Annotated in this window: 17 protein-coding genes; 11 read left to right on the forward strand and 6 right to left on the reverse strand. The window is 51.5% G+C overall.

Annotated features, from left to right (window positions below; translation table 11 throughout):
* Window positions 1-48 precede the first annotated feature (48 nt).
* From ACO0LL_RS25745 to ACO0LL_RS25760, 4 genes are all read right to left on the reverse strand, one after another.
* Window positions 49-1,728 (reverse strand): hypothetical protein, encoded by a 1,680-nt coding sequence (locus ACO0LL_RS25745; RefSeq protein WP_422953669.1) that lies wholly within the window; start codon window positions 1,726-1,728, stop codon window positions 49-51.
* Between the two features lie 401 nt (window positions 1,729-2,129).
* Entirely contained in the window at window positions 2,130-2,555 is a 426-nt protein-coding gene (locus ACO0LL_RS25750) for a hypothetical protein (RefSeq protein ID WP_422953670.1), read from the reverse strand.
* 461 nt (window positions 2,556-3,016) lie between these two features.
* Window positions 3,017-3,805 (reverse strand): ATP-binding protein, encoded by a 789-nt coding sequence (locus ACO0LL_RS25755; RefSeq protein ID WP_422953671.1) that lies wholly within the window; start codon window positions 3,803-3,805, stop codon window positions 3,017-3,019.
* Window positions 3,792-4,646, reverse strand: coding sequence for a hypothetical protein (locus ACO0LL_RS25760; protein ID WP_422953672.1), 855 nt, complete (start codon window positions 4,644-4,646; stop codon window positions 3,792-3,794). Before ACO0LL_RS25760 ends, ACO0LL_RS25755 begins: the two co-directional genes overlap by 14 nt.
* 1,121 nt (window positions 4,647-5,767) lie before the next feature.
* Here ACO0LL_RS25760 and ACO0LL_RS25765 point away from each other — a divergent pair.
* Window positions 5,768-6,460 (forward strand): S24 family peptidase, encoded by a 693-nt coding sequence (locus ACO0LL_RS25765; protein WP_422953673.1) that lies wholly within the window; start codon window positions 5,768-5,770, stop codon window positions 6,458-6,460.
* A 208-nt stretch (window positions 6,461-6,668) separates the two neighbouring features.
* A complete protein-coding gene (locus ACO0LL_RS25770) occupies window positions 6,669-7,235 on the forward strand; it encodes a GNAT family N-acetyltransferase (RefSeq protein ID WP_422953674.1) in 567 nt (188 codons plus the stop codon).
* A 379-nt stretch (window positions 7,236-7,614) separates the two neighbouring features.
* On the opposite strand, the gene ACO0LL_RS25775 is transcribed toward ACO0LL_RS25770, so the two are convergent.
* Together ACO0LL_RS25775 and ACO0LL_RS25780 are read right to left on the reverse strand one after the other, a co-directional pair.
* The gene (locus tag ACO0LL_RS25775; protein ID WP_422953675.1) at window positions 7,615-8,115 is read right to left on the reverse strand and encodes a GNAT family N-acetyltransferase; all 501 of its coding nucleotides are present in this window, start codon (window positions 8,113-8,115) and stop codon (window positions 7,615-7,617) included.
* A gap of 15 nt (window positions 8,116-8,130) precedes the next feature.
* Window positions 8,131-8,409: a DUF1778 domain-containing protein gene (locus ACO0LL_RS25780; protein ID WP_422953676.1), complete on the reverse strand. Its 279-nt coding sequence runs from the start codon at window positions 8,407-8,409 to the stop codon at window positions 8,131-8,133.
* Between the two features lie 267 nt (window positions 8,410-8,676).
* Between ACO0LL_RS25780 and ACO0LL_RS25785 the strand changes: the two genes are divergently transcribed.
* The 9 genes from ACO0LL_RS25785 (at window position 8,677) to ACO0LL_RS25825 (ending at window position 13,568) form a co-directional block, all read left to right on the forward strand.
* Window positions 8,677-8,892, forward strand: a complete 216-nt coding sequence (locus ACO0LL_RS25785) for a hypothetical protein (RefSeq protein WP_422953677.1) — start codon at window positions 8,677-8,679, stop codon at window positions 8,890-8,892.
* Window positions 8,893-9,442: 550 nt separating this feature from the next.
* A complete protein-coding gene (locus ACO0LL_RS25790) occupies window positions 9,443-9,790 on the forward strand; it encodes a hypothetical protein (RefSeq protein WP_422953678.1) in 348 nt (115 codons plus the stop codon).
* Window positions 9,787-10,101 carry a hypothetical protein gene (locus tag ACO0LL_RS25795; protein ID WP_162060350.1) on the forward strand — a complete coding sequence of 105 codons (315 nt, stop codon included), beginning with the start codon at window positions 9,787-9,789 and terminating at the stop codon, window positions 10,099-10,101. Before ACO0LL_RS25790 ends, ACO0LL_RS25795 begins: the two co-directional genes overlap by 4 nt.
* On the forward strand, window positions 10,098-10,226 hold the full coding sequence (locus ACO0LL_RS25800; RefSeq protein WP_255431517.1) for a hypothetical protein: 129 nt from the start codon (window positions 10,098-10,100) through the stop codon (window positions 10,224-10,226). Before ACO0LL_RS25795 ends, ACO0LL_RS25800 begins: the two co-directional genes overlap by 4 nt.
* A 43-nt stretch (window positions 10,227-10,269) precedes the next feature.
* Window positions 10,270-10,707 (forward strand): single-stranded DNA-binding protein, encoded by a 438-nt coding sequence (gene ssb, locus ACO0LL_RS25805; RefSeq protein WP_422953679.1) that lies wholly within the window; start codon window positions 10,270-10,272, stop codon window positions 10,705-10,707.
* A gap of 107 nt (window positions 10,708-10,814) precedes the next feature.
* Complete coding sequence (locus tag ACO0LL_RS25810; protein ID WP_422953680.1) at window positions 10,815-10,967, forward strand: hypothetical protein; 153 nt, start codon at window positions 10,815-10,817, stop codon at window positions 10,965-10,967.
* Complete coding sequence (locus ACO0LL_RS25815; RefSeq protein WP_422953681.1) at window positions 10,964-11,275, forward strand: hypothetical protein; 312 nt, start codon at window positions 10,964-10,966, stop codon at window positions 11,273-11,275. The genes ACO0LL_RS25810 and ACO0LL_RS25815 overlap by 4 nt, the downstream gene beginning before the upstream one ends.
* Before the next feature lie 303 nt (window positions 11,276-11,578).
* Window positions 11,579-13,195 (forward strand): hypothetical protein, encoded by a 1,617-nt coding sequence (locus tag ACO0LL_RS25820; protein WP_422953682.1) that lies wholly within the window; start codon window positions 11,579-11,581, stop codon window positions 13,193-13,195.
* The gene (locus ACO0LL_RS25825) at window positions 13,176-13,568 is read left to right on the forward strand and encodes a hypothetical protein (protein ID WP_422953683.1); all 393 of its coding nucleotides are present in this window, start codon (window positions 13,176-13,178) and stop codon (window positions 13,566-13,568) included. The genes ACO0LL_RS25820 and ACO0LL_RS25825 overlap by 20 nt, the downstream gene beginning before the upstream one ends.
* Window positions 13,569-13,584 lie beyond the last annotated feature (16 nt).

Genomic DNA, 13,584 nt, shown 5'->3' on the forward strand with positions numbered 1-13,584 from the left:
TGATGAGGATTGCTGCCACTTCACAGCGTAAATTGACGCAAAGCTCTTCTATTTTTGCGGAGGTACGACTCCCAAACTCTCGTCACGATAACCAACCCCAAAATAGCGATTGACCGAACCACAATTCCGGCAGGCTGCCCTGATATTGCCGGTCGGATCATGTATCTGTGCTGCCCCCATGAAACCCCACGGTTTTTCATTATTATTCAAAATCTGTGAAAAAACCTGAGGTTCTGCGCAAACGCCACGATATCCTGCGGTATCTGGATTTAAATTGTTTTTGTTGATCAGGTCTTGTACGAGAGAATTTTCTATTGAAGATAATTCCAAGTCTTTACGAGTATACTTGCTATATCCAAGAGTCACTTTACCTTCCCGGTCAATGAAGGCAGCTGCCATTCCTCTTTTTGCTTTATTTTGCGCTTCTTTCACAGCCTGTTGTGCCATACCCTCTGCATTATTTTGGCTGGGGAACATCCTGAAGTCATTGAGCCTGTTCGTCCAGTCAGGTGGCAAGGAATCCAGTGCGTAAGGGTGCCGGACTTTGAATAAGCCCTCAGAGTGAAGCTCGCTCTCGGGTAACATGATATCGCGAACCGCTTCTGATCTGCTAAGCGATTGTGGAGTGATTTCTGGCAAAGCATGGTATTTTGTGTTTGCAACACTCGTGCGGCCTGGAACTATGTGATCAGGAATAGCTGTTCGTGCTCTTGTTGCATAAGCTGCAGCTCTCGGCACTGTATTGAAGGCGGCACTTAATATGCCATCCGATGCGAGTTGTGCCCCACCAGTGGCCAGAAAACGCCAGGTTCGGTAATCCAGATCGGCAAGATAATCTTTCGTTCCCGGATCATCCTGTATCAAGGGGCTACTCCATGGACTGATTGCAGCGGGCGAAATATAAGCAACTCCTGCACCAGTGACTCCATCTCTGTATTGCCTAAAATCGTCCAGCACAGGATAGCCCCTGGGACCTCCATAGCTTGATCCTTGGTAAGTATCTGGATCGATTACACTGGGCACGACACTCTTTGGCGGGCGCGCTAAATAGGTCCCCCTGGACTCTGTCAAGCCTGCCGCACGCGTGGCAATCGTTGCCATGCGCAAATACTCCTCCGCCGCTGCTTTTTGATCGCTGTCTTTAAGGGCGGCATATGCACTGCCATAGGTGTCTGCATGCGTGCGAAGCTGGTCGCTGAGAAGTTTGCATTCGTCAATGGTCGAACAGCCTGCTGCGCGGCCGTATGTTTGTGCTGCATAATCAGCCAGCCTGCCACTGCTGGTTTGTGGGGCGGCCCAGCCAGATCCCGATGAATCTGAAGATGCGGAGCGCGTGCTCCGCCTGTTTTTTTCTGCCGCAGTAATCGCATTTCCATATGCATCCGGAGCAGAGGTATAGTAAGCATCATTTTCAAAGCGACGGACTAGTGGAGTAGCTGATATAGGATCCCTGTTTTCATCATTAGCTGGCCCGACGCTTGTGCTCATGCCACCCATTCCATCGAATGTTTGAGCCCTGTAGCTGTCTTCATCATTGCCGCCTCTTCCCATGGTGGTGCCAGATGGTAAGAGACGGATGCTGGGGTCAAGGTCTGAGAGTTGCAAATCATCTGCCATGTTACTGCCAAGGTCTTGCGCATTGAAATTATCGTCGCCGTCAAGCTCGTCAAAATCGAGGATGCGGTAGTACAGGCCGTCACGGCCGCGTATGCGGCTTCTGTTTGGCATGTATGTTCCTTAGGTGTTTTTGAATAGAGGTATAGGCATGTTGCTTGGTTGTTGCTTAGTTGTTGCTACAGCACAGGTAAAACGCCATCTTGTGCGTGGCAATGCTCTCTGCACCGCGGCGATTGCTTCCTCTTGAGAGCGACTTTATGCAGTCATTCGCGGCTAAAGCCGCTCCTGCAGAAAAATCGTCTCCTGCATCACGAGCTTAATATGGCGATGTTTGCTGACTTGTAAGGCGCGCCGCGTGCGGCGATGCTTGTTAAGCTGTAGGGTGCGCCGTGCGCACCGGGTTTTGATGTGGGAAATTGCAGAATAATGCGTGAAAAGCGGTGCGCATGGCGCACCCTACACAGCACGGTAATGTGCAGGGTGTGCGTGGCGTGCAGTTTATTGTGCTGCGGTTACAAAACCAGCTTGCGTTCTTCGACCAGGTAAAGCAATTCATCGAGTGCGTTGATAAAAGCTTCTTGCGGGTCGAGCTTGGGGTATTTCCAGAAGTTCATGAGACCCAGGTGTTTGCAGATGGCCCAGTAAGTCCAGGGTTGTTCGAGGCGCAGGTCGTTGATGAGGGCATCGATCTCTTTGACTTTTTTATCCCTTTCTATATCCCAGACGGCGTGGCAATCATCGGCAGCAACAGAATAATTGCTGAGGGCATTCTTGCCGATGATGCCGCCACCGATGCCAGTGTCGCGGGCGATTTCTGCGTGGTTGTTGTTCATCCACATGGCCCATTGGTCGAGCCAATAGGTCAGCAGGTCTTTTTGCTGCTTTTGTGGGTCATTGTTGTTGGTGACTGTGTGTGCAAAATTCTGACGTGCGTTCATGCTTGCTCCTTGTTGTGCATGGGCTGTAGAGGTGTTGCTTGCGTATTTTTTAAACTTTAAAACTTTAAGACCTCCTAACACAGAGGCGCAGAGTATTCATAGAGGGACACAGAGAAAGGCTGGAAGCATATTCTAGTTGGGCGCGTAGGTTGGGCCGGGCTTGTAGGTTGGGCCGGGCCTCGCTAGGCTACGCCTTACCAGCCCAACACTCGGCTTAAAAACAACGTAATCGTCTATCAAAGGCTGAGTGTTGGGCTGATACACCGTAGCCCAACCTACGAGAATGCCAACACTTCCGTTTAACTGTCTTTCTCGCTTTTCTCTGTGCTCCTCTGTGAATACTCTGTGGTGCAGCAGGGGTTTCGTGCGGCCCGCGTAGGGGAGCATGCTCCTCGCCTGCGTAACGAAGACTGCTTGCAAGCAGTCTTTCCTTCCTCTGTGTTGAGAGGTTTTGATCAAAACTAAACCACCCGCCGATAAGATTCCCAATCAAACACCACGGCCTTGCCACCACCTTCACGTAGCCTGTCCATGGCGCGGGTGCCGATGTAGTGTTCGAGTTCTGCCAGCCCCAGATTGCTGATGAGGATGCTGGGTTTCATGACTTCGTAGCGGCCGTTGATGATGTCGAACAGCAGCATTTTTTCTGTCTCGCTGCCGAACTGGACGCCGACTTCGTCGAGTATCAGCAAGTCTGGTTCTACAAATTCCTGTATCAGTTCCGCCTCGGTGTGAGGGCTGTCGCGGCGGTAGCTTTCTTTGATGCGGCGTACTGCTTTTAAAACGGAACTCATCACGGCTTGTTTGCCTGCATCCATGATGTGCCTGGCAATGCCCACCGCCAGATGGGTTTTGCCAGTGCCTACACTGCCGCAAAAAATCAGACTGCGGCCAGACTTGAGAACAGCATCAAACTCTTGCGCATAGGCCTGGCAAGTGCGCAATGCCTGCTCTGCTGCAGCGCAAGTGGGGCGATAATTTTGCAGGTTGCGTTCTGCAAAGCGTGCCGGTATGGCGGCACGGCCCAGGCGTTTTTGCCAGAGTGCGGCTTGCTGTTCTTGCCGTTGCTGCTGCATGCTGACCTGGCGTTGTTGCGCATCGCTGGCTTCCTGGCATTGCTGGCAGGCAGACCAGATGCCGGACTTGTGCGAGTAGGCGGTGTAACTGCCATGCTGCGTGCAGTGTTGCTGCTGGCTGCTAAGCTGCATGCCGCCGACGCGGACAAAACTGCTGCTGTCAGAATGAACCATCCTGGGCTATTCCCTGTGCGTAGTTGGTGTTGGCAAGGTCTTTTCCATGAGATTTTGATGCCAGTCTGGCGGGCGCACTCCAGTCCGCTTTGTAATGTTCGTTAGGGCCAAAGAAGGTCGCCGCATGCTTGATGAACTTGGGTGATTCCCCGGAAGCGGCAATGTAAGCCGCATAGCGTTTGACACCTTCGAGCATGAGAGTCGCATCGACGCCTTGACGCCGTCTTGCCAGCCAGGCTTGCCAGGCTTCTTTTTTGCTGGCACCGGGTCGGCGTGGATAGCCTTTCCAGGCTGCTTCGAATTGCGCAGTATCTTCGTCAGCCCTGGTCAGTTTTTTTGCTTTGGCAGATCGTATTTTTTTGTCGTCGCTCTCGTGATAAGGCGCAGCCATGTCAGGGGTGAGGGAATTAGGAATCAAGTCAAGGGAATCAGGAATCAGGTTAAGGGAATCAGCCGGGCTAGTTCTGGTTATATTTTCGACCTTGTCAGTGCCCGACCCTATACTTGTCTGGGGTTCAACCGGGGATGGAATGATGCTTTCCATTTCTTTGAAATGCGGATTCTGATGCACATCCCATTTACAGATTTGAATGTAGCGATTTCCATCTACGATATAACGCTGGATGAAGCCACGTTCATGCAATGACTCAAGCAATGCATCAATATCGCAATCATCATAAGGCAAAACCTTGGCCTTGATTTTTTTGATGCGGTCTTCCACGCGCCCTTCTCTGTCAACAATGGTCCAGAGACCTGCAAACAGCAAGCGACCCAGTGCTGGCAATTCAGCCAGCGCGTCATTGGTAAAAAAACCTGGTTTGATATTTCTTGAACGTGCCATATTTCATTTTCCTTTTTTCATTTTTTGATCATTTATTCGCAAGCCACTGCAGCAGCATCACAGCTCAAGGCAAGCTGAAAATCTTTTTCCGTTTCCTGGATTTTTCTGTGGTGTCGCAAGGGTTTGGAACGAACCGCGCAGGACGGCCAGCCATTCGCAAGCCAACTACCCACCACGGCACAATTTGCAATACGTATACACAGGCTGATTCTGCGCATTACAAAACTGCCGTATTGATCGCATCTGCCCACGCCCGTGACGGCAGCGCGGGCCTTTGCACAGACGACGGGCGGTAATGGTGTGAGTGGGTGAAATCACCCGGTTGTCCAGATGCTGCCAGTCTGTGGTTGCGGGCGACTGGCTCAGCATGGGCAGGCCCTTGTTTGTGGTGTTACTTGATTTTCCCCACAGGCTTGCCCCATCAGGCATGCGCGTGCGGACACCTGACGCAGGATGTCATTTTGTATTGTCATGTTGTTGTCGTGTGGCTGCGTGGGCAGCTTGGTTTGTGTTTTTTAAAACCGGAAGACTTCTCAACACAGAGGCACAGAGGGCACGGAGGAGCACCGAGAAAAGCGAAGTATTGGAAAAACGAAAGTGTTGGCAAGTGCGTAGGTTGGGCTACGCTTCATCAGCCCAACACTCAGCCTTTGATAAACGATTACGTTATTTCAAAGCCGAGTGTTGGGCTGGTAAAACGTAGCCCAACCTACAGAATCTGCCCTCTCGGCTTCTTTCTGTACCCTCTACGTCAATGTCGAGAGGTCTTCATCGTCAAATTTATGCCCCATGCATGCGGGGCTTCGGTCGCCAGAAAGACGACAAAATCATCAGCCGGATTGCCAAAACCACAGGCGGCTGATGGTGACCAGGGAATCCTGGTGGAGTAAGTAGATGGTTAAACAGTATTCGCGCGGTAACAGATCAAGGCAGGCGAACGGCTAGTATGTTTAAGGTTGAAGGATAGGTGGATTGATAGCATCGCTTGATTGCCAGATGCATACCTGATTAAAGTAAGCGAGCGCCTCCCCACAAGTTCAATTATATACGCTTTCGTATTGCCATCCAAGTTTTTTTCACTAATTCTTGGCATTTTTAATGCAATAATGCATAATGCAGCCATGGACGCTAAAACTAATATCAAATATCTCATGGATAAGTCGGGCATGAACCCGACTTCGTTGGCAACTGCCCTGGAAAAAATGTTCCCTGATGAAGTCAGGGTGCCGCAGGCGACGATATTTCGTATCGTAGAGGGCATCACCAAGGACCCGCGCACCTCGTCGCTGGCGCCGATTGCCAAGTTCTTTAATGTCACCCTGTCTGACTTGCGCAGCAAGGATTTGCGTGGGCATGAGAGCAGCCAACCTGTCGCTGCCAATGATGAACAGATCAGCATCGCCACTATTAATTACTATGCGGCCAAGGGTTCTTGCGGCGGCGGCGCACATAATGAAGATGCCGAACCCAAGGGCCAGTTAATTAAAGAGCTGGGCTTTTTCAAGAAATATGGCGTCAAGCCTGAGAACCTGGCGGCCATCTATGCTGATGGCAGCTCGATGGCTGACTTTATCGTTGATGGCGACATGGTCATCATCGACCAGACCAAGACTGAGCCACAAAGCGGCAAGATCTTTGCCATCCAGCATCCTGACGGCCTGCGCATCAAGCAATTACGCCGCGAAATCGATGGCACCTGGGTGCTGGAAAGCCGCAACCCCGACAAACGCACTTATCCCGATGAGCGCATCACGCCTGAAAATGTGGGCTTGCTGAAAATCATCGGGCGCTTTGTTTACAGGCAGGGCGGCTGATCCGTCGTGTTGGTTGCAGGATGGTTGCTGGGTAGTTGCAGGATGGTTGCGTGATGGGTTTGTGACGGTGCACAGACCCTGACATGGCGGCATATCTGTACACCGGCCCATGCCAATTTGCTATGATAGCTGCTTGTATGCAGGGGGATGCGCCCGGCGCCCCGCCCCCTGCTCTCTGTAATTCCACCATGATGGATGATCAAGCTTCATGCAAACTGTACTCTCGCAAGCCCTCCACACCCCGCGCCTGATCGTGCGCACCATACAAGAAGACGACCTGCCTGACTTGTTCAAGGTATTTTCTGACGACACCGTCACCCGCTTTTTACCGTATATCACCTGGGAAGACACCCTCGCTGCACATAGCTGGTATGCGCGCGTCAAGGAAATGGCGGCGCAGGCGTCAGCGGTGCAATGCGTGATGGTCGATAAAGAAAGCAGCCAGGTCATTGGTTCTTGCCTGCTGTTTCGCTTTGATACTGATAGTGAACGCTGTGAGCTGGGCTATGCCCTGGCGCAATCGCACTGGGGTGGTGGCTACATGGCCGAAGCCCTGCGTGCCCTGCTGACGCACGCCTTTGGCGAGATGGGCATCAACCGCATCGAGGCAGAAGTCGATCCCCGCAACCCCGCCTCTGCGCAGCTCTTGCGCAAACTGGGCTTTACCCAGGAAGGCTTGCTACGCCAGCGCTGGAAGATGAAGGGCGAGATCAAGGACACCTGGATGTTTAGCCTCTTGCGCGATGAATGGCAGGCGGCGAACCGGCCAGGCTGATTTTGCCATTGGCGGACAGGGCAAACCTGAAATGATGCATGCTCACGCGTGGGGGCGGCGTTAGCCGCGAATAGCCGCTACGGTGCGCTGTTCGCGGCTGAAGCCGCTCCTACCGGATGTGATTTTCTAATTGCAGAGCGCGTTGCAATGTGCCGTATGGCAAGGGCGCACGCGGCAATTTAATTTACCAGCGATAAGCAATACCAGGCAAGCAGGGTGCGCCGTGCGCACCATCGCTTGGCAATATGGATTGCGATATTGCTTGTAACATTGCTTGTGATATTGCTTCTGATACGGATGGTGATATCGCTTGAGAAGCGCAACCTGCCATTTGGTGCGCATGGCACACCCTACTCCTGCAAATTGCTGTCGGTATCACTTAGATCAAAGCACGCACGCTTTCAAGCGGCAAGAACAGGGACAAGGGCGTATCCGGCAAGGGAATGAAGCCAAAATGCTCATAAAAACCTGCTGCAGTATCATCTTTGGCATCCACGACCAGAGCATAGGCGGCAATTTGTGCGTTGACTGAGCGTTCCAGTGCATCTGCCAGCAAAACACCGCCCAAGCCCTTGCCCGCAAAACTGCTATCGACTGCCAGGCGCCCCAGACGAACCACGGGCACGCTGGGATAGCGTGGCAATTTCTTTTGCACCCCGGCAGGCAAGGATGTCAGCACCACGCTTGATGATGCCAGTGTGTAATATCCAGCAATCTTCCCCTCGCCATCTGTCGCTACAAAGCAGGCCGTCACTCTTCGTTTAACGTCCTGCATGAGCTGCTGTTTGAAATAGCGGTTAAGTGCTTCAGACTGGCAATTGAACTGCTTGCGATCATGCGTCTGGTCAAGCTGAACGATGTTCAGGAATGGCTCATCCATGTTTGCGGAGCCCCATCAGTGCTGGTCGTTGATGATTTGCTTTTTCCTGGCGAAGGCCTTTTGCAAGGCTGCGTTGGCAGGTGGGGGATTGATCAGGGCATCGGCAAAACTCGCCTGATCGGCAACTGAAAGACGCATCACTTCTGCCTCGTTAATGACCTCCTGGGCAAACTTCAAGCTGACGCTGGTGACAAAATCAGTCACGGTACGGCCCTGCAACTCAGCCGCGCGCTTGATCAGCGCATAGCTGTCAGGCAGTATCCTGGCTTCTATTCTGGCTTTGGTTGTGGTCATCAGTCATTTTCCTTGCATAGTTTCTTGCATCATTTTCTACATACTTCCCTGCATAAGAATTGTACGGCTAACTGCCGTCAGATTCAATAAAAATACCTTTAAGTGACATGAATCAAACCGCCTTATACCAATTCCAGCACTTTCCACGTTTACATATAACCAACAATTCCATACGAAATCATACTTTTTAATGCATTTTCGTATTGACTCGATTAATACAAAAGCGTATAGTTCTACTCATGGTCAGACAAACAAAGAAAGCGACACATGAGCACGCAAACTTATTTTGGATTACCCAAAACCTATTACGCCCAACCGGCCACTGCATCCACTGCGGTGCTGATCAACGGGCAAAACCTGATCGACGCCTTTGCTGAATGCAGCATGGAACAATGCAATAAAATGGCCAGCATGCTGGACCAGGGGCGGTATGAAAACTTTGGCAGGATGATGGCGAAGGTCATGCAGGACTGGCAGCAATAAATCGCTGTACTGTGTTTGAAAGCTGGACGATGAAATCTGGGTTTTGAAATCTGAATACAGAGTTTCAGCACTGAGTTTCAACACCGAGTGCGGCACTGAGTTGAACGCTAAGTTCAACACTGAATTTCGATATTCAATATAACACCGAAGCGCTCTGCATCTGAGCGCACAGCACGCAAAAAAGAATACGCTGGTGAAATCGGTTCGCGGCCCATTTCACACTTGCCGGAGTGGCGTCCGGCACCTTGTCTGCGCTGGCCTTGCACCTTCTGCTGCCGCGTTCACCCGCGGCGGGCAAGGCCAGCGCATCACATTGTCACCTGTTTTTTTCCGGCATCAACAGCCAGCCGCAATGGCCAGCTAAAGCAGCACAGCATGAGCAACACAGTATCAGCAGTACAGCATCAACAACAAAGTATCACCCGGCATCACCTAGCATCACCCTCAAGCATCACTCTTACAGTATCACCCAAAAACTACATTGATTAACACGAGAACGAGTGCGTTTTTTTGTGCGTACGCGCTCGCCCAAAATTTTGTGAGGACTAGTATGAAAACATCCCTGACAGACTGGCTGGTCACTGCCCTGGCGTATATCGTCATCTGCACTGTGCTCAGCATCATCAATAATGAAGAAGACAAAATACCAGGCGCTGAACAGCTTGAGCAACCTGAAAAACAGGCAGCACCTGCCAGCCGGGCTGCGGCGAGACTGCATGCCTCAGTGGCTGCCTCAACGGCTACCTCAGCGGCTACCTCAGCGGCTGCATCTGCGAATGCATCAATGAATACACAGCTCGCCAAAAAAATACCTGAGCAAGGCACTGCACGTAGCGAGCTGAGCCTGCTGGCGCAAGAAGCAGAACGCATGACCGGCTTTGGTGCGAGGGTGCAATGAAGCATAGCCGCCAGTTACATGCCGTGGGAAATGCCCTGTTCGATACACGCAGCAGCCAGTGCATGGCGATCGCTTACGGCTGGCAGGCCGAGGCGCATTACGATGCCAGCGGCAAGATCTGCAACCCGGATGCCCTGCAACCGTCTGACGAAGCCATTGCCAACGCCCGCCTGTGGGCCAAGGCACCCGAGCTGCTGGACAAGGCGCAGGCCCTGGCAGCGAGGCTGCCACAAGATGATCACTGGTTTGCTGCCCATGAAGCGCAAGCCCTGCGCGAACTTTGCCTGTCTTTAGAGAAAGCCACAACATGAACGATACACATGCCCTCATCAACCACCTGCACATGCGTGTGCGCATCAAGTGCGCTGTATATCGCATGATACGCGACCTCGGTTACAGCCGCCTGGCAGCATGCAAGACAGCGTTGCAACATTGATTTTTGAAATTTTTAAAAATTTTCACACAAGGCGATAACACGAATGGCATCCGTCAATAAAGTGATCCTCGTTGGCAACCTGGGCCGCGACCCTGAAACCCGCTATGCCCCCAGTGGCGAAGTCGTAAGCAACATCACCATTGCCACCACCGACAACTGGAAAGACAGAACAACTGGTGAACGCAAGGAGCGCACTGAATGGCACCGCATCAGCTTCTTTGGCCGCCTGGCAGAAGTGGTCGCCATGCATCTCAAGAAAGGCGCATCCGTGTATGTAGAAGGCAGCTTGCGCACCCGCAAATACACAGACAAGGATGGCCAGGAAAAATTCATCACTGAAGTGCGCGGCGACACCATGCAGATGCTCAGCAGCAGATCAGCAGCCCAGGCAGATGGCACGGATGGCACACCGCAAAAACCCCGCCAGCCAGCCCGCGCACCTGAGACCTGGGACAACATGGATGATGATTTACCGTTTTAATCAGCATTAAAAACCGCCTGGATAACAATGTAGTAATTCCCTCTCCTTCAAGAAGAGGGCCAGGGTGAGGATAGGTTTCTTGTGCAATGCGATGATGAGTCAATCAAATGGAAACCATCGCCATCCCCGCCATTTCAACGCGCTGCCAGCAGGCGGCCTGGAAATGGATAGAGCAAAGCATGCTTTGCGAAACCGCAACGATCACCCTTGCCAGGGAAAGAAGTAACAAACCAAACAACCGCCGAAAGGACACAATATGAGAAACGACATCGCCGTACGCTATGCCCAGGTGGCGCAAATCCTGAGTGACAAATTCCTGTTCATCGAAGACATCATGCGCGAGCTGCGCACATCAGAAAATTATGCGCGAAAGCTGATTGCTGACCTGTGCTTCTCAGGTCACGTCGTACAACGCGCCACGCCCACGCCCCGTGGCCGCAGCAAGCTGCAGTTTGGCTGGCACAGCGGCAAGCCCGCGCCCACCATCTATACCCGCCAGATCAGGCCTGCCGCCGATAAAATCCGCCGCACCGATCCGCTGATGATCGCCTTGTATGGTGAAGCCTGACGATCACCTCGTGCGCTTTGCTCAAGGCGGGAATGCAGGGCTCACTGCTGTACGCCGCATGTAATTTCTGTGCTCCCCAGGTCTATGCGCATTGTCATCATCGACGCTTGCATGCGGTGCGTTGCAACGCCCCCTACGGGCTGCATCAGCAAGTAGGGTGCGCCATGCGCACCATTTCTCATCGCTATCTTTGCAATCATTTCTGAAAAAATGCGGTGCACACGGCGCCCCCTACTGCATGCCCAAACCTGCCTGGAAGATGCAGCAAAAACACCAACCAATAAAAATCACCACAGGGACATCATGCCAATGAAACGCATCACCGACCCGGACGGCCTGCCCTACCTCATCGATACACAGGAAGACGACGAGCAATCGAATAACTGGGGCAGCCCCGGTTTTCAGCCAGCCATGGAGGATGCAAGCAGTTTGGCCCCATTCTCTGGCATACCCCGTAGCAGCGCGAAGCTCGACAATCTCATGAGATACTTTCCGGTTGCAATGAACGGGGCCACAGACAGGACCACAAGCAGCGAAGACAATGAACAGTTTATTGACCATGCCGTGTATAGATTCCCTTCCGACATGCCAGGCCTGGCAGCGTCCGAGATACTCCCTTATATCCAAAGAGGGCTAAGTCCCGAAGAAAAAGACAAATATATACAATTATTACCAGGCACTATTAGCGCAGACGCAGATCCATTTTCCGGCCTCCAATTTTCCAAAAGGCCAAACCCGGATTATGAGCAAAAGCTGGCCGCGCTAGAGGACAGTGGGGTTAATATGCAAGCGGCCACACCAGTCAGAGGCTTGCTCTTGCGCGCCATGGCGGCTGGCGATGATGCAGGTGACGATACTGAACGGTCCCCGCAAGTTGACAATGAAGGCGATACCTACTCTGACAGAGAAGACGACGAGGGATGGGAAGATTCGCCGGACCGCGGCATTGACGACACTGCTGAGTCGCCAGCGACTCAAGGCTATCAGACCAGTGCTTATTCGGGACAATCAACTGGTGAGAAAAATCAGGCAAAGAAAACAGGTCTGTTAAGTCAGTTTACCGATACTCTTGCGAGAAAAGAGGGTAATGGATTTAGCGCCAAAGGACAGGATGCCCGATTCCGCAATCCTATGGAACAAATTCCGGGTAATGATCCGTCTATACCGGAAGTACAGAATTCAGATGGCTCATGGACTTTGCCATTTGGTGGGAATGCACATCCGATCACGCCATACAATGGGCATCAAATACTCAAGGGAAGAGACAGACCCGTCAGTTACTCCAACGCAGAGATTGACGAAAAAAATAAAATCATCAACGTCAAGGTCCTCACGGATTATCAAAAGCCATCCTTATTCAGTCGCTTTATTGGTTTGAACAAACAGGTCAATGACCAGGAGTTTGAAAAATATGCGAAACTGGCCGATGAAGGCATAGCAAACCACTGGAGCAGGAAAGTCAATCTCAATGGAGAAGACTGGAAAGTCAATGTCAGGCCTGAAAGATCAAAAGATGGCATGCCTTTCACCCTGGCCAATCCTGGAAGCAAGACGATCTATGGTGATTTGAGCAAGCGCTCAAGCAATCCGTATCCGACCGGATCAGGAAAATTGTATTACGACACAGATTATGGTAAAGATGCTGATGCCATACTTAAGAGAACTGCGGGACATGAATTTGGGCATGCTGTATTAACAGATGCACTCAGCAAAGATTATTCATGGGGTCATGAAGGCACATCAACTTTCTATGGTGACACCTACGAAAAAGCGCCCATGTATCCGGCAACGGGAGAAATCAATCTCATGCAGTACTACAATGATCATCCACAAGTAAAACTAGGCCAATATATAAATAGGAGTATCGCCAGTGAAAACGACGTTAAGACACTTATACATATTGCTGGCCGCCGCAAGTAAGCTGCTATTCATCGCGCCGGAAGCACAAGCGTGGGAGCAAAAGTTCGATCTCGAATTCAGGGTACTCAATTCAACAAAACACACCATTGATTTTTGCGACACTCATTCATCAGATTGCAAAACTATCGCTGCAGAAGATACCTATGAAAATGGACAAATCACAAACGGAAAGCAAATTAACTATTTTTATTATTGGTTATATGGCACGACCATCAAAATCTGTGGAAAAATTGTGCCGCTAAGCAGGGTGGTCACGACACCCGTGCCGAAAAAAAACGACAGCGACATTGTCTTTTACAGAATGAGCATCACTGAAGAAAGCACTCAGCAACTATGCCGGGATACCAGGCAGACTACAGGAAAGCCCCTTTGAATTTGGAGTATCGGCA

The organism is Undibacterium sp. TC4M20W, from assembly GCF_049340245.1.
GTDB lineage: Bacteria > Pseudomonadota > Gammaproteobacteria > Burkholderiales > Burkholderiaceae_D > Undibacterium.

Coding starts and splice junctions, on each gene's coding strand:
- ACO0LL_RS25745 (WP_422953669.1), bottom strand. CDS start 1,728: ATGCCAAACAGAAGCCGCATACGCGGCCGTGACGGCCTGTACTACCGC.
- ACO0LL_RS25750 (WP_422953670.1), bottom strand. CDS start 2,555: ATGAACGCACGTCAGAATTTTGCACACACAGTCACCAACAACAATGAC.
- ACO0LL_RS25755 (WP_422953671.1), bottom strand. CDS start 3,805: ATGGTTCATTCTGACAGCAGCAGTTTTGTCCGCGTCGGCGGCATGCAG.
- ACO0LL_RS25760 (WP_422953672.1), bottom strand. CDS start 4,646: ATGGCACGTTCAAGAAATATCAAACCAGGTTTTTTTACCAATGACGCG.
- ACO0LL_RS25765 (WP_422953673.1), top strand. CDS start 5,768: ATGGACGCTAAAACTAATATCAAATATCTCATGGATAAGTCGGGCATG.
- ACO0LL_RS25770 (WP_422953674.1), top strand. CDS start 6,669: ATGCAAACTGTACTCTCGCAAGCCCTCCACACCCCGCGCCTGATCGTG.
- ACO0LL_RS25775 (WP_422953675.1), bottom strand. CDS start 8,115: ATGGATGAGCCATTCCTGAACATCGTTCAGCTTGACCAGACGCATGAT.
- ACO0LL_RS25780 (WP_422953676.1), bottom strand. CDS start 8,409: ATGACCACAACCAAAGCCAGAATAGAAGCCAGGATACTGCCTGACAGC.
- ACO0LL_RS25785 (WP_422953677.1), top strand. CDS start 8,677: ATGAGCACGCAAACTTATTTTGGATTACCCAAAACCTATTACGCCCAA.
- ACO0LL_RS25790 (WP_422953678.1), top strand. CDS start 9,443: ATGAAAACATCCCTGACAGACTGGCTGGTCACTGCCCTGGCGTATATC.
- ACO0LL_RS25795 (WP_162060350.1), top strand. CDS start 9,787: ATGAAGCATAGCCGCCAGTTACATGCCGTGGGAAATGCCCTGTTCGAT.
- ACO0LL_RS25800 (WP_255431517.1), top strand. CDS start 10,098: ATGAACGATACACATGCCCTCATCAACCACCTGCACATGCGTGTGCGC.
- ssb (WP_422953679.1), top strand. CDS start 10,270: ATGGCATCCGTCAATAAAGTGATCCTCGTTGGCAACCTGGGCCGCGAC.
- ACO0LL_RS25810 (WP_422953680.1), top strand. CDS start 10,815: ATGGAAACCATCGCCATCCCCGCCATTTCAACGCGCTGCCAGCAGGCG.
- ACO0LL_RS25815 (WP_422953681.1), top strand. CDS start 10,964: ATGAGAAACGACATCGCCGTACGCTATGCCCAGGTGGCGCAAATCCTG.
- ACO0LL_RS25820 (WP_422953682.1), top strand. CDS start 11,579: ATGCCAATGAAACGCATCACCGACCCGGACGGCCTGCCCTACCTCATC.